Origin of the sequence: Sheuella amnicola (assembly GCF_010499255.1) — a bacterium.
GTDB classification, from domain to species: Bacteria; Pseudomonadota; Gammaproteobacteria; order Burkholderiales; family Burkholderiaceae_B; genus Zwartia; species Zwartia amnicola.
On record NZ_JAAGRN010000004.1, the window covers coordinates 85,948 to 100,355 of the forward strand.

Below are 14,408 nucleotides of genomic sequence, written 5' to 3' on the forward strand. Positions count from 1 at the left end.
ACCTGTTGCGTCTCGTTTAAGCCACGCCCATGTTCCGATCCGTTCGACTGATCATTGCACTTTTGGCGCTCTTGCTCGTGATGCTTTTTGCTTTGAAAGCAGGGGCGGTGGCAGTATCCTGGCCCGAATTCCTGTCTTTGCTGCTGCAGCCGTCTTCTTCCGATGAATTACAGCGACTGGTTGTTTTTCAGTTACGACTTCCCAGAATTCTTTTTGCAGCTGTTGTGGGCTCAGCTTTGGCCTTAAGCGGCGCATCCATGCAGGCTTTGTTCCGTAATCCACTGGCCGAGCCCGGTCTTGTCGGGTTGTCCGCCGGTGCTGCCTTTGGAACCGTGCTGGCCCTGAGCATTGGCTTGAGCGGATTGTTTTGGATCGGCATGGCCGGTTTTGCCGGAGGGCTGCTCGCTTTGGCGATCGCCTACTACCTCGGTCGCAGATTCGAAGGGCTAGCCGGAATATTACTGGCCGGCGTGGCGATCAATGCTTGTGCGATGAGCATAGTGAGTGTGCTGATCACTTACGCGTCAGATGCTCAGTTAAGAAGTTATTCTTTTTGGTCCCTAGGGAGTCTGACTCGGGCAAACTGGACCTTGATCGGACTTTTGCTCCCCTGGACGTTTATCTGGTCATGCGTGATTTGCTTTCACTGGCGTGTTTTGAATGCCTTGCTGATTGGTGAGCGCGAAGCCCACCATCTGGGATTCGATTTGGTGCGCACCCGCCGGATCATGATGCTATCCATCGCATTGCTGGTTGGCCCTCTGATTGCAGTGACCGGTGGCGTTGCCTTTGTCGGTTTGATCGTGCCACATTTGCTGCGAATGCGTGCAGGATCCGATCATCGATTGCTGTTGCCCCTGTCGGCTTTAGTAGGTGCGATCGTTTTGGTTTTGGCGGACTGGTTATCCAGAGTGGTCGTGCTGCCCGCCGAATTGCCGGTTGGGGTAGTCACCAGTCTTGTCGGCGGCCCTTATTTTTTATGGCTGCTGGCGCGCATCAGAAACGTCGGCAGCAATTAAAGTCCGAGTTTGCTCCACATGTCATCAACGTTTTTGCGCGTGACGGCATCCATTTCGATGGGGCGGCCCCATTCCCGTTGGGTTTCTCCCGCCCACTTGTTCGTTGCATCCATCCCCATTTTTCCGCCTAGTCCCGAAACGGGCGAGGCGAAATCAAGATAGTCGATCGGAGTGTTTTCGACCAGCACGGTGTCCCGCACGGGATCCATGCGGGTTGTCATCGCCCAGACAACGTCTTTCCAGTCGCGGGGATTGATGTCCTCGTCCACCACAACAATGAACTTGGTGTACATGAATTGGCGCAGAATGCTCCAGATGCCGAACATGATGCGCTTGGCGTGTCCCGGATATTGCTTGCGAATGGACACGACCGCGAGACGATAGCTGCAACCTTCGGGTGGCAAGTAGAAATCTACGATTTCGGGCAATTGACGACGCAGAATCGGCACGAAAACTTCGTTCAGAGCCACGCCAAGGACGGCAGGCTCATCGGGCGGTTTGCCTGTGTAGGTCGAGTGATAGATCGGGTTTCGACGCATGGTGATCCGATCCACCGTGAAAACCGGAAACCAGTCCTGTTCGTTGTAATAACCGGTGTGATCTCCGTATGGACCCTCAAGCGCGAGTTCGTAATCCGAAGCGGGCGGGGCGGTGACGCCGGGAGGGACTTCAGGACGAACGGCCCGGGGGTCGGAGCTGGGAAGCAAATGTCCTTCGAGCACGATTTCAGCTGTTGCAGGGACGGACAAGTCGCTTCCGATCGCCTGCGTCACTTCGGTGCGAGCGCCTCGCAACAGCCCGGCGAATTGATATTCCGACAACGAATCGGGTACGGGAGTCACCGCCCCGAGGGTCGTGGCAGGATCCGCTCCGAGCGCAACTGCGATCGGAAAGGGTTTGCCGGGATTTGCGAGCGCATGATCCCGAAAATCAAGCGCACCACCTCGGTGGGATAGCCAGCGCATGATAAGTTTGTTGCGACCGATCACTTGCTGGCGGTAGATACCGAGATTCTGGCGTTTTGCATTGGGGCCGCGCGTGATCACGAGCCCCCATGTCAGCAGAGGGGCAATGTCGCCGGGCCAACAAGTCTGAATCGGTAATTTGCCCAGATCGACATCTTGTCCTTCCCAGACAATTTCCTGGCAGGAGGCCCCCTTGATATTTTTAGGGCTCATATCCCATAAAGCTGCTTTGAGCATGGACACTTTTGCGAATGCATCCCTTAAACCCTTCGGTGCCTCAGGTTCTTTTAGTGATGCAAGTAATTCACCGATTTCCCTCAACGCGGCAGTGTCATGGGCACCCATACCCCGGGCAACACGTTTTGGAGTTCCAAACAAATTGGTTAGCACCGGCATGGACGATGTTTGACCGCCGTTCAGGGCGTTTTCGAAGAGTAGGGCAGGACCTTGCGACCTGAGGACACGATCCGAAATTTCGGTCATCTCAAGGGCGCAGGACACCGGAGAAGCGATGCGTTTAAGCTCGCCGTCACGCTCAAGCTGTCCGATGAAATCTCTCAGGTCTCTGTATTTCAAGGTATTTACTCGCTAAAACGGTTACATTTCAGTAGATGAATGGAAGGTTAACATCCGAGTCCCCACGTTTGTTCAGGAGGCACAGATGCCGCTGACAACGGCAACTACACTGAGTCGCCACCTCGCAAGCGGCCTTTACCGCAATATGTCCGAGTTTGTTCGCACTTCTGCGATTTATCTCGGTATTGCCGTTTTGGTTGCGACCGTCATGGTTTTTGGTATGCCGGGTTTGCGTGCGCAGGCCCTGCAGATGCATAGCGCTCTCATGTATGCCTTGGCGCCGGATACGTTCGGACCTCCGCCTTCGGCGTTGAATGCCGGACCGATCGGCCCCCTGGTAGGGGCGATTTCACTGGATTCGATTCCCGAGAGCATGCTGCCGCCGACCGGGGAGCTGCAAATTTCTCCGGTCCGCAGTCCCGCTTCACAGCTAGCGGCGCCTGCTTCACCCGATTCGGAAATTTCGCCCAAAACAACTGCCTTGGCGAAGGCGGCTGAGCCTGCTGATTTCAAGGCCGCCAAGACGCCGGCTCAGGCCCTAGAAAGCATGGGCGTTTCCCGCGCGCAACAAGAAGCGTTGATCAAATACATTTCCCGTAAATATCTGGTTGCCAACGATGCCGCCGCGATGATGATCGATACCGCTTTTGTGGTGGGTAGCGAATTCAAAATCGATCCATTACTGTTGCTGTCCGTCATGGCGACAGAATCACGTTTCAATCCTTATGCAGGCAATCAATCGGGCGGTCCGACGGGATTGATGCAGGTCATGTTGAGTGTCCATCGTGACAAGTTCGCAAAATACGGCCGAGCGGATGCGATGGCGTTCAATCCGGTTGCCAATGTGCGTGTCGGGGCAACGATACTCAGTGAGTGTGTCAAACAGCGAGGCTCCATTTCCGGAGGATTGCTGTGCTATTGCGGCGCATCCAGCCCCTCTACCGATGGCGGATACACTGAGAAAGTGTTGTCCGAACGTAGACGGATGGCGCTTGCTGCCTCAATCGCGCTCAAAGACTAACCCAGATAAGTTTTGATTCTGTGTATAGCCTCTTGAAGTCGATCCAGTCCGATCGTGTAGGCAAAACGCATCATGCTATTTGCATGGGCGGGTCCGAAGTCGACTCCGGGAACAACCGCTACCCGTGCATTGTGCAGTAACGATGTCGACAGGACATTGCTGTCCGGGGTGTGGGCCGATACATCGGCATAAATATAAAAAGCACCGTCTGGTTTGACAGGAACTTTGATGTTCAGCGCTTCCAGCGCCGGAACAAGATAATCCCGGCGCTGTCGGAACGCCTCACGTCTTTGTTCGTAGATTGCAATGGATTCAGGCTCAAAGCATGCAACCGCCCCATATTGCGCGAGGGTGGGGGCGCAAATAGCGAGGCTTGCAGCCATTTTTTCAATCGGCTCGACCATGTAAGGTGGTACGACCATCCAGCCCAATCGCCAGCCGGTCATATTGAAGTATTTCGAGAAGCTGTTGATGATGATGACGTCATCGTCCAGAGTCAGTGCCGTTTGGCGTTCGCTTTCGTAGGACAGTCCAAGATAGATTTCATCCATGATGACAAAACCGCTTTTTGCCCGCACAGTCTTAAGCACCTTGTCCAGTTCCTCACGGGTAAGCGAGGTACCGGTAGGGTTGCCGGGCGAAGCGATCAGCACGCCTTTTGTTCGGGAGTTCCAGTGTTGTTCAATGTCGCCAGCGGACAATTGGAACCGATTTTGCGCCGTTGTAGGAATCAATCTGGTGATTCCGCCGGCGGCACCGATAAAATTGCGATTGGCGGGGTAGTACGGATCCGGCATCAGCACTTCGTCGCCTGGATTGATGAGTGCCATGGCAGCCAGTAGCAACGCACCGCTGGCACCCGAGGTGACGATAATTCGCGAAGGATCCACATTGGCATGAAGCTGATTGGCGTAGTATCCCGAGATGGCCTCCCTGAGTTGCGCAATCCCGGCTGGTGAGGAATAACCGCTTAGACCCGCATGGGCGGCGCTTTGCATCGCGGCGAGTACGGGCGGTGGTGCCGTGAAATCCGGTTCGCCCACGCCAAGGCTGATAATGTCGATACCCGCGCGCTTAAGATCGTTGGCTTGTTTCATCAGCTCCACGGCGTGGAAGGTTGCGGTTTCACGGGTGCGTGCGGCTAATGCGATCATGTGTGTTCAATCTCCAATGAATAGGAATTGTAGTGGTTACGCCTAATTCGAGACGGTCCTTTCTGTTCGGGCGACGCGCCCCCTCGACATCGTGGGGCAGTTTCTGCGCGCGCTTGGCCAGAACTTGCCAGGGATCGGTACGCTGGGAGCAGAATTCTTCAATTCTTCAAGCCTGGTTGATTCCGGCCAGGGAAGGTGACTTGGAGCATGCCATTGCGCTTTGCAAGGAGTACGGCGTGAAAATGATGCTTGATGGCATCGCCGTCGAGCCCTGCGCGACTGCGATGCCTTTACTTTGGGTGGAGCCCGGCAGGGCTTGGGCGACGCATGCAATCGAGCAAAGTGCAACAGATCGATTTTTGCGGACCGATGCCGGGTGCAAGCTTTCCGATTTGAGGCAGCAAGGCCTCGAATGGGTTGATGAAAAATTGCAGGACTGGTCGGTCGCGCACTGGTTCGCCTCGTCTGAGGCCGCGCAATGGCATACTGCGCAAAGCGGACTCAGCGTCATCGATCGTGTTCAAGTGCGCTTGTCGGACGGGACAAGCGAGGTGCTTGGCCCTTTCGGTGCGAGCGCCCTTACTCCGTTACGATCCATTCGCGTTCAGCAAATGGTCCCCAAGCTTTTCGAGTTGGCCGCTAGCAAGCAGGCACTGACGTGCGCCCGTTCGGCCGCTTGGCCAGCCCGCTTTCGATTGGATGCGTTGATGTCCACTGATGGGCAAGAGCCTAATCTGGCCCATCTTCTTGCCGGCCATGCTGGCTCGCTTGCCTGGGTGCAGCAAGTCTGGTTCAGACTGGGGCCGTCGCGCATTGCCGGTTCGGACAGCGCAATCGAGCCCATATCCACCGCAAGTAAACCCGCGGAATTGGCAGAGCCAACCTCTGAACTGAACCAGGCTGCAGCATGGCTTGATTCGGAAATTAAAAAAACCTTTGACCCTGTCGGGCTATTCGCTCCGATCCAGTAGGCAAAAGGGATAGAATCTGCAGATCAAAAGACTGACTTAACTAATTTGGAAGACCAAGATGGAAGAAACTTTTCGTAAAGCCGCGCTTGAATACCATGAGCAGGGGCGTCCAGGCAAAATCTCCATCGCCCCCACCAAGCTTTTGTCCAATCAACGGGATTTGGCGCTTGCTTACTCTCCAGGAGTGGCTGCCGCATGCGAAGAGATTGTCACCGACCCCGCCAATGCATTCCGGTACACCGCAAGAGGCAATCTCGTCGGTGTGATTACCAATGGCACGGCTGTCCTGGGTCTTGGAAATATCGGACCGCTTGCCTCAAAGCCCGTCATGGAAGGCAAAGCTGTTCTGTTTAAAAAATTCGCCGGTATCGACGTGTTTGATATCGAAATCAACGAACAGGATCCGGACAAGCTCGTCGACATCATCGCGGGCCTTGAGCCAACTTTTGGTGGGATCAACCTTGAGGATATCAAGGCGCCGGAATGTTTCACCGTCGAAAGAAAATTGCGCGACCGCATGCGGATCCCTGTGTTCCATGATGACCAGCACGGCACCGCCATTTGTGTTTCGGCCGCATTCATGAATGGACTCAAGGTTGTTGGCAAAGATATTTCCCGGGTCAAGGTCGCCGTATCGGGGGCCGGTGCAGCCGCATTGGCCTGTCTGGATCTGATGGTTGATCTGGGATTGCCGCTTGAGAATATCTGGGTCGCAGATATCGAAGGCGTCGTATACGAAGGCCGGGTCGCTTTGATGGATCCCGATAAGGCACGTTTTGCGCAAAAAACAGAGGCTAGGACATTAGCCGAAATCGTCAAGGACGCGGATGTATTTCTGGGATTGTCCGCTGGCGGAGTGCTCAAGCCGGAAATGGTCAAGACCATGGCCGCGCGACCTTTGATACTTGCCTTGGCCAATCCTAATCCTGAGATTCTTCCCGCCGATGCGCATGCAGTGCGCGATGACATTGTGATGGCTACGGGTCGATCCGATTATCCAAATCAGGTCAACAATGTTTTGTGCTTTCCCTATATCTTCCGAGGTGCGCTTGACGTTGGCGCAACGACGATTACGCGCGAAATGGAAAAGGCCGCAGTAGTCGCCATTGCGAAACTCGCACAGGAAGAACAGAGCGAAGTGGTTGCAGCAGCATATGGCAGCTACGACGTTTCGTTCGGTCCGCAGTCTTTCATTCCCAAGCCATTCGATCCCCGTCTCATCGTCCGGATTGCACCGGCCGTTGCGAAAGCGGCAATGGATTGTGGCGTAGCCACCCGTCCGATCACCGATCTGGATGCTTATGTCGAACAGCTTGAACAATTTGTCTACCGTTCTGGCTCGTTCATGAAACCGATGTTTTCCGCTGCGAAAACCCTGGTGCGCGAAGGCGGCAAGGCAAGGATCGTGTTCACCGAAGGCGAGGATGAGCGCGTACTGCGTGCTGTTCAGGTCATCGTCGATGAAAAGCTGGCCAAACCGATTCTGGTCGGTCGTCCTACTGTTCTGGCTTCGCGCATAGAAAAATTCGGTCTGCGCTTGCGCTTGGGGCAGGATGTCGAAGTTACTAATCCCGAGTTCGATGAACGATTCCACGACTACTGGACGTATTACTGGGAAAAAATGTGCCGCAACGGTGTCACCAAGGAAATGGCGCGCGTCGAAATGCGCAGGCGCCTGACCCTGATTGGCGCAACCATGATACGCATGGGTGACGCCGATGGAATGATTTGCGGCACGGTAAGCGGTTATGCGGATCATTTGCGCTACGTTGACGATGTGATCGGCAAGCGTCCGGGCACTAAAACGTATGCAGCCATGAACATTCTGTTGCTGCCGGATCAGACGATTGCTCTGGTCGACACGCACGTGAACGATGATCCGACTGCAGAACAGATTGCCGAATATACGATTGCAGCGGCCAGAAAGATGCAGTTGCTTGATATCAGTCCGAAGATCGCATTGTTGTCGCGTTCCAATTTCGGGTCTAAAAGTTCGGCTTCCGGCGCAAAGATGAAAGCCGCGCTTGAGCTGATTCGGGAGCAGGCGCCCGATCTTGAGGTCGATGGCGAGATGCATGGCGATTGCGCGCTCGACGAGTCATTGCGTTTGCGGATTTTGCCATCTTCCACATTGAAAGGGGCGGCTAATTTGCTTGTCTGTCCGAATGTGGATGCGGGCAATATCGCTTACAACCTGCTTAAGACTGCAGCGAGTGGTAACGTTGCGATCGGACCGTTCTTGTTGGGCGCGAATGCGCCAGTCAGTATTTTGACATCAAGCGCAACGGTGCGCAGAATCGTCAATATGACCGCATTAACTGTTGTGGATGCTAATCATCCTAGATTCGCATGATACAAATGTATGATGCGAATGCATGACATGAAAAATATATCTATTTTTTTGTTTCGATGGCTAGATTCCTAATAAAGTAAGTGGTACAAACATTGCAATCATCTGTTGTCCGCATGTTGCGGACAACTAATCGAACAGATAATGCTGCGGGACCTTTTATAAGGAGCCATCGGTATGGGGAAAACAGTCGATCCGAAGTTGCGGCAACTGTTGCAAAACGGAGGTGGCATCGATCCGACCAAGGATCTGGACATTCTTGAGTCATTGGCGCGCGAGCGCGGATTGAATTGGTGTGTTGCGGATTGCGATAAGGCGCGAAGCTGGTCTGCCGTTTTTCGCGCGGTTGTGAAGTCGGTCGATTACCCTCAATTCATTAGCGCCGATTTCGAGTCGCTGTTTGATTGCCTGAGCGATACCTTGTTGGATCAGAAGGACGGTGTTGTGTTGATTTTCGATAAGTTGCACTCGGCCGATCCCGCAATCGTCGAGCAAGGAAACGAATTTTTGCAGACATTGAATGACGCAGTCACTTTCGCCCACGAAAATGGTCGCGTTTTTATTTACGGTATCCATCATGCCGGCAAACATGAAGAAGCGACTCCGGGAAAAGTGAATAACTGGAGCGATGAGCCGGCGTGATCGTTTGCAACGAGCTTTCTGTTGCGGTTGTCCTCGTGTCACCAGCCCAGTAGTGCCGTTGCTGCGGCAACAAGCGCGAGCCCGGCCGTTTCGGTGCGCATGACGCGCGCACCAAAACGGATGGTTTTAAGGCCCGTTCGATTTGCAGTAACCAATTCCTGCTGGCTCCAACCGCCCTCGGGGCCGACTAGAAATGAAATTGCCTGTTGAGGCTGGGCCGATTCAGGCTGTTTCAGCAATGCGTCTGCGAGCGAGTACTCGCCCTCGGGGTCGCACAGCATGGGATTCGTCAGTCCGGGTAATTCGGCCACTTTTTCGAGCGGCAAAGGCGCCTCGATTTGCATAAGTCGATTGCGTCCACATTGTTCGCTTGCGGCTTGAATTAATTTCTGCCAGTGAACGAGTCTTTTTTCCAGCCTTGAACCGGAAAGCTGCAGGACACTTCGTTGCGCTGCGACCGGAATCACACGAGTGACACCAAGTTCGACGGCTTTTTCGATCACCCAATCCATTTTGTCGCCTGATGGCAGGCCTTGAACAAGCGTGATGCTTCCCCCGAGCTCAGCCTCCCTGAGTATGTGATCCCCTAGGTGAACGACCGGATTTTTCCCGACAAAATCAAGTTCGCCGGCGATTTCTCCGCCATTTCCGTCAAAAAGAGTCACCTGACACCCAGTCGCCAGGCGCAAGACATGCACATGGTGGGCAAGAGCCGCCGGTAAAGCGACTGTCCGGTTGGCCGTAATGGGTTCGGGACAATAAAAGCGGGGGGTAGCCATGAAAGGGACTCGAGGGGGCTCAGTGTTTGTACGGGTGCTAAAATCCTACGTTTTGTAACCCATTTTCGGATCTCGTGGTCGCACGAGGTCGTTTGAATGAATCATCTCGCATGAACTCTACAACAGCCGCCCCCATCAAACTGGCCGATGCCATTCGCGCCCTCGCCATGGACGCAGTCCAGCAAGCCAACTCCGGACATCCCGGTGCGCCGATGGGTATGGCCGAAATGGCTCAGGCGCTTTTCACGCGCCATTTGAGCCACAATCCGGTGGATCCGGCCTGGGCAAACCGCGATCGGTTCGTCTTGTCCAATGGTCATGGATCGATGCTGATTTATGCGTTGTTGCACCTGACCGGTTACGACCTGCCGATGCAAGAGTTGCGCAATTTCCGTCAACTGCATTCTAAAACCCCGGGCCACCCTGAAGTAGGCGTGACGCCCGGGGTCGAAACCACCACTGGCCCCTTGGGACAAGGTTTGGCCAATGCGGTGGGGATGGCGTTGGCCGAATCCCTTTTGGCTGCGGAATTCAATCGTCCCGGCCTGGATCTGGTCGATCACAACACCTATGCGTTTGTCGGCGATGGTTGTTTGATGGAAGGCATTTCGCATGAAGTGTGTTCGCTGGCCGGTACGCTGCGCTTGTCGAAACTGGTCGTACTTTATGACGACAACGGAATTTCGATCGATGGCCGGGTTGAACACTGGTTTGCCGATGATACGGCCAAGCGATTCGAAGCCTACGGCTGGAATGTGATCCGAGTCGCCGATGGACATGACGTCGATGCGGTTGACGCTGCCATTTCCCAGGCGCAAGAGTTGGGTCGCCAGCACGGACGCCCGACTTTGGTGATCTGTCGCACCGTGATCGGACAAGGTGCGCCGACCGTGGCCGGAACCGATAAGGTGCATGGTGCGCCGCTTGGTGCCGAAGAAATCGCAAAAACGCGCGCAGCCATTGGCTGGTCGCATGATCCGTTTGAAATACCGGACGCGGTGTATCGAGGCTGGGATCAGCGTCCCGCGGGTGCACAAGCACAATCCCAGTGGAATCGAGTATTCGAAGCCTATCGCGCGCAGTATCCCGCCGAGGCGGCTGAGTTTGTGCGTCGAATGAGCGGCAAGCTTCCCGCGGACTTCGCAAAGACTGCGCAAAAACTGCTTGAAGCGACCAACGCAAAAGCCGAAACGATTGCAACCCGCAAGGCATCTCAGTTGGCCATCACGGCATTGGTTGAGGCCTTGCCTGAAATGCTTGGTGGATCAGCCGATCTGACCGGTTCGAACTTTACGGACTGGAAGGGTGCGGTACCTGTTCGCGCGGGCGCCAACGGTATTCAGTTTGGCCGCCACATCAACTATGGTGTACGCGAATTCGGCATGGCCGGCATCATGAACGGCATGGCATTACATGGCGGTTATTTGCCTTTTGGCGGCACGTTCCTGACCTTCTCGGATTACTCCCGCAATGCGCTGCGCATGGCTGCGTTGATGAAGCAACGCGTTGTTCATGTCTTTACTCACGATTCGATCGGATTGGGCGAAGACGGCCCGACACACCAATCGATCGAGCATGCCAGCAGCTTGCGTTTGATTCCCAATCTTTCTGTATGGCGTCCATGCGACACGGTTGAGGCTACGGCTGCCTGGTTGGCTGCCGTCGAGCGTCCGGCCAGTATCGGCATGGATGTGCATGCGGGTGGCCCGACGGCCATGCTGCTTTCGCGTCAGAACTTGCCCTTCGTTTCGCGTAGCCCGGAAACGCTTGCCGCTGTCGCGCGCGGGGGCTACGTTTTGCAAGACGCCGATCAGGCGCGTGCAGCGATCATCGCAACGGGCTCCGAAGTTTCCATCGCCATCGAAGCACAAAAGCTGCTTGCTGGCGAAGGCATAGCGGTGCGTGTGGTTTCGATGCCCAGTACGGATGTGTTCGACAAGCAGGATGCGTCTTGGCGCAACAAGGTATTGCCCAAAGGCATGCCTCGTGTTGCGGTCGAGGCAGGCGTCACTGCTTTCTGGCACAAATATGTCGGCCTGGATGGGGTGGTTGTCGGCATCGACACCTATGGCGAGTCGGCACCGGCTGGCGCGCTGTTCAAGCATTTTGGATTGACGGCTGACAAAGTGGTTCAGGCCGTCAAACAGGTTTTGTAAATAAAAATTTCACAAATTTCACAACTGAGGAGCTGTTGTCATGACAATTCGCGTAGCTATTAACGGATATGGTCGTATCGGCCGCAACATTTTGCGTGCCCACTACGAGGGTGGCAAAAAGCACGATATCCAGATCGTTGCCATTAACGATCTGGGTGACCCCAAGACCAACGCACATCTGACCCAGTACGATACGGCTCACGGCAAGTTTCCGGGAACAGTCGGCGTCGAAGGCGACTATATGGTTGTCAACGGCGACAAAATCCGCGTATTGGCCAATCGCAATCCCGCCGAGTTGCCATGGGGTGAATTGAACGTCGATGTCGTGCTCGAATGCACGGGCTTTTTTACCTCGAAAGAAAAAGCATCCGCACACATCAAGGGTGGCGCCAAGAAAGTCATTATTTCTGCGCCCGGCGGCAAGGATGTAGACGCAACGGTTGTGTTTGGCGTGAATCAGGACGTTCTTAAGAAAGAACACACTGTCATCTCCAATGCATCTTGCACGACAAACTGTCTGGCTCCGCTAGTCAAGCCATTGCACGAGAAGCTTGGCGTGGTGACCGGCCTGATGACCACTATTCATGCCTACACCAACGATCAGGTGCTGACCGACGTTTATCACGAAGATCTGCGTCGCGCCCGCTCGGCAACCATGAGCATGATCCCCACCAAGACCGGTGCCGCGGCTGCGGTTGGCCTGGTGTTGCCCGAGCTCAATGGCAAGCTGGACGGTTTCGCTATTCGCGTGCCCACCATCAACGTTTCGCTGGTTGACTTGTCGTTTATCGCCAAGCGCGATACAACCGTTGAAGAAGTCAACGATATCCTGAAAGCCGCTGCTGAATCGGGTCCGCTCAAGGGTATCCTGACTTATAACGTCGAGCAGCTGGTTTCGGTTGACTTCAACCACAATCCGGCCTCGAGCAACTTTGACGCGACATTGACCAAAGTTTCAGGTCCTCTGGTTAAAGTTTCTTCCTGGTACGACAACGAGTGGGGCTTCTCCAATCGTATGCTCGACACCACAGTTGCATTGATGTCCGCTAAGTAAGCGCAACTTGTCGATAAGGGCCCTTCGGGGCCCTTTTGTTATTTTTTGGGTTTCTCGATCATGACCACAGTCAATACTCTTTCCGCCCTGGCTCAGGCCGGCAAACTGGCAGGTAAACGCGTTTTTATCCGTGCCGATCTGAACGTGCCCTTCGATGATGCGGGCAACATTTCCGAAGACACGCGTATCCGCGCATCTGTTCCTGGCATCAAGCTGGCATTAGACGCGGGTGCCGCTGTCATGGTGACCTCGCATTTGGGACGCCCAACTGAAGGCACGCTCACCCCTGAGGATTCATTGGCACCAATCGCCAAGCGACTTGAGTCGTTGTTGGGTGTGCCGGTGCCTTTGGTGCAAAACTGGGTGGATGGCGTATCGGTTGGGCCCGGTCAAGTGGTGTTGCTCGAAAACTGCCGCGTCAACAAAGGCGAAAAGAAGAACGATCCCGCGTTATCCAAGAAAATGGCGGCATTGTGCGATGTCTATGCCAATGATGCGTTCGGCACTTCGCATCGCGCTGAAGCCACCACTTACGGTATCGCCGAATATGCTCCAATCGCATGCGCAGGCCCGCTGCTGCAGGCCGAGCTTGAGGCGTTGGGCCGTGCACTGCACGCGCCCAAGCGTCCATTAGTGGCGATTGTGGGCGGATCGAAAGTTTCGACCAAACTGTCCATCCTGCAGTCCTTGGCAGACAAGGTCGATCAATTGATTGTTGGTGGCGGTATCGCCAACACATTCATGCTGGCAGCTGGTTTGCCGATCGGGAAATCTTTGGCCGAACCGGATCAAATCGAAGAGGCGCGCGCTGTCATGAAAAAAATGGAAGCGCGTGGTGCCGCAGTGCCTATTCCTTCAGATGTGGTTTGCGCGACCGAGTTTTCGGCTACGGCTAAAGCAACGGTTAAGGCTGCGAAAGATGTGGCAGCTGACGACATGATTCTCGATATCGGTCCGGATACCGCAAATCAATTGGCGGCTATCCTGAAGAAGGCCGGCACGATTGTCTGGAACGGTCCGGTCGGTGTGTTCGAAATTGCGCAATTCGCCAACGGTACCGAGGTTGTGTCGCGTGCGATCGCAGATTCGGAGGGCTTTTCGATTGCAGGCGGTGGTGACACGCTTGCGGCGATCGCCAAGTTTGAAATCACCGACCAGGTCAGCTATATCTCGACCGGTGGCGGAGCCTTTCTCGAGTTTCTCGAAGGCAAAGTCTTACCGGCCGTGGATATTTTGCAAAAACGCGCAAACGGATAGTTAATCACTTGCGCAGCCGAGTTTTATCCGACAAGTCAGCCCGTTGGCGCTTTGAGTGCCAACGGGTTTTTTATCGACGATAAACAGGGTTGCGCCTGTTGCCGTAGAGGATTGATGTGGCTCGGCTCCATCGGCCACCTGATAGCTCATCCCTGGCGTGAGTTCGAATCGCCGCCCGTCTTTCAGTTCCGTTGACAATGACCCGGCCAGGCACAGCAGAATGTGTCCTTTTTCGCACCAGTGATCTGCCAGGTAACCGGGTGAGTATTCAACCATCCTGACGCGAATCGAACCGAATTGCCGGGTTCGCCAGATTGCCTGACCGGTTGTTCCCGGGTGCAGGGTGGGCTCGACTTTAGACCAGTCCGTCGTACCGAACGGAATATTCTGAATATCCATTTTCACTCCATTAAACCTCGCTCTATCGGGCGAGACGTCATTCAATTCGCTTGAAATTTTTGTGG

Annotated in this window: 11 protein-coding genes and 1 pseudogene; 8 read left to right on the forward strand and 4 right to left on the reverse strand. The window is 54.7% G+C overall.

The annotated features are described in order from the left end of the window. Window positions 1-29: 29 nt before the first annotated feature. Entirely contained in the window at window positions 30-1,019 is a 990-nt protein-coding gene (locus tag G3I67_RS06960; protein WP_163653266.1) for a FecCD family ABC transporter permease, read from the forward strand. Here G3I67_RS06960 and G3I67_RS06965 read toward each other — a convergent pair. Continuing rightward, window positions 1,016-2,560: a UbiD family decarboxylase gene (locus tag G3I67_RS06965; protein ID WP_163653269.1), complete on the reverse strand. Its 1,545-nt coding sequence runs from the start codon at window positions 2,558-2,560 to the stop codon at window positions 1,016-1,018. The genes G3I67_RS06960 and G3I67_RS06965 overlap by 4 nt on opposite strands. Window positions 2,561-2,645: 85 nt before the next feature. Between G3I67_RS06965 and G3I67_RS06970 the strand changes: the two genes are divergently transcribed. Further along, the gene (locus tag G3I67_RS06970; protein WP_163653288.1) at window positions 2,646-3,581 is read left to right on the forward strand and encodes a lytic transglycosylase domain-containing protein; all 936 of its coding nucleotides are present in this window, start codon (window positions 2,646-2,648) and stop codon (window positions 3,579-3,581) included. On the opposite strand, the gene G3I67_RS06975 is transcribed toward G3I67_RS06970, so the two are convergent. Further along, complete coding sequence (locus tag G3I67_RS06975; RefSeq protein ID WP_163653291.1) at window positions 3,578-4,735, reverse strand: pyridoxal phosphate-dependent aminotransferase; 1,158 nt, start codon at window positions 4,733-4,735, stop codon at window positions 3,578-3,580. The genes G3I67_RS06970 and G3I67_RS06975 overlap by 4 nt on opposite strands. Before the next feature lie 32 nt (window positions 4,736-4,767). Between G3I67_RS06975 and G3I67_RS06980 the strand changes: the two genes are divergently transcribed. The 3 genes from G3I67_RS06980 to G3I67_RS06990 all read left to right on the forward strand — a co-directional run bounded on the left by G3I67_RS06980 (window position 4,768) and on the right by G3I67_RS06990 (window position 8,698). Beyond that, the gene (locus tag G3I67_RS06980; RefSeq protein ID WP_163653294.1) at window positions 4,768-5,706 is read left to right on the forward strand and encodes a hypothetical protein; all 939 of its coding nucleotides are present in this window, start codon (window positions 4,768-4,770) and stop codon (window positions 5,704-5,706) included. A gap of 58 nt (window positions 5,707-5,764) precedes the next feature. Continuing rightward, window positions 5,765-8,059: an NADP-dependent malic enzyme gene (locus G3I67_RS06985; protein ID WP_163653296.1), complete on the forward strand. Its 2,295-nt coding sequence runs from the start codon at window positions 5,765-5,767 to the stop codon at window positions 8,057-8,059. Between the two features lie 174 nt (window positions 8,060-8,233). Continuing rightward, complete coding sequence (locus tag G3I67_RS06990; protein ID WP_163653299.1) at window positions 8,234-8,698, forward strand: barstar family protein; 465 nt, start codon at window positions 8,234-8,236, stop codon at window positions 8,696-8,698. Between the two features lie 38 nt (window positions 8,699-8,736). Here the strand turns inward: G3I67_RS06990 and G3I67_RS06995 are convergent, their stop codons facing one another. Continuing rightward, complete coding sequence (locus G3I67_RS06995) at window positions 8,737-9,477, reverse strand: 16S rRNA (uracil(1498)-N(3))-methyltransferase (RefSeq protein WP_163653302.1); 741 nt, start codon at window positions 9,475-9,477, stop codon at window positions 8,737-8,739. A gap of 110 nt (window positions 9,478-9,587) precedes the next feature. Between G3I67_RS06995 and tkt the strand changes: the two genes are divergently transcribed. From tkt to G3I67_RS07010, 3 genes are read left to right on the forward strand one after another with little or no spacing between them, the layout of a single operon-like run. Further along, window positions 9,588-11,633 carry a transketolase gene (gene tkt / locus G3I67_RS07000; RefSeq protein ID WP_163653306.1) on the forward strand — a complete coding sequence of 682 codons (2,046 nt, stop codon included), beginning with the start codon at window positions 9,588-9,590 and terminating at the stop codon, window positions 11,631-11,633. Window positions 11,634-11,673: 40 nt separating this feature from the next. Then, complete coding sequence (gene gap, locus G3I67_RS07005) at window positions 11,674-12,687, forward strand: type I glyceraldehyde-3-phosphate dehydrogenase (RefSeq protein WP_163653323.1); 1,014 nt, start codon at window positions 11,674-11,676, stop codon at window positions 12,685-12,687. A gap of 60 nt (window positions 12,688-12,747) precedes the next feature. Further along, a complete protein-coding gene (locus G3I67_RS07010; protein WP_163653326.1) occupies window positions 12,748-13,944 on the forward strand; it encodes a phosphoglycerate kinase in 1,197 nt (398 codons plus the stop codon). A 72-nt stretch (window positions 13,945-14,016) separates the two neighbouring features. On the opposite strand, the pseudogene G3I67_RS07015 reads toward G3I67_RS07010, so the two are convergent. Continuing rightward, window positions 14,017-14,343, reverse strand: a pseudogene (locus G3I67_RS07015) (DHCW motif cupin fold protein); the annotation flags it as partial. Window positions 14,344-14,408: the final 65 nt, after the last annotated feature.

Coding starts and splice junctions, on each gene's coding strand:
- G3I67_RS06960 (WP_163653266.1), top strand. CDS start 30: ATGTTCCGATCCGTTCGACTGATCATTGCACTTTTGGCGCTCTTGCTC.
- G3I67_RS06970 (WP_163653288.1), top strand. CDS start 2,646: ATGCCGCTGACAACGGCAACTACACTGAGTCGCCACCTCGCAAGCGGC.
- G3I67_RS06975 (WP_163653291.1), bottom strand. CDS start 4,735: ATGATCGCATTAGCCGCACGCACCCGTGAAACCGCAACCTTCCACGCC.
- G3I67_RS06985 (WP_163653296.1), top strand. CDS start 5,765: ATGGAAGAAACTTTTCGTAAAGCCGCGCTTGAATACCATGAGCAGGGG.
- G3I67_RS06990 (WP_163653299.1), top strand. CDS start 8,234: ATGGGGAAAACAGTCGATCCGAAGTTGCGGCAACTGTTGCAAAACGGA.
- G3I67_RS06995 (WP_163653302.1), bottom strand. CDS start 9,477: ATGGCTACCCCCCGCTTTTATTGTCCCGAACCCATTACGGCCAACCGG.
- tkt (WP_163653306.1), top strand. CDS start 9,588: ATGAACTCTACAACAGCCGCCCCCATCAAACTGGCCGATGCCATTCGC.
- gap (WP_163653323.1), top strand. CDS start 11,674: ATGACAATTCGCGTAGCTATTAACGGATATGGTCGTATCGGCCGCAAC.
- G3I67_RS07010 (WP_163653326.1), top strand. CDS start 12,748: ATGACCACAGTCAATACTCTTTCCGCCCTGGCTCAGGCCGGCAAACTG.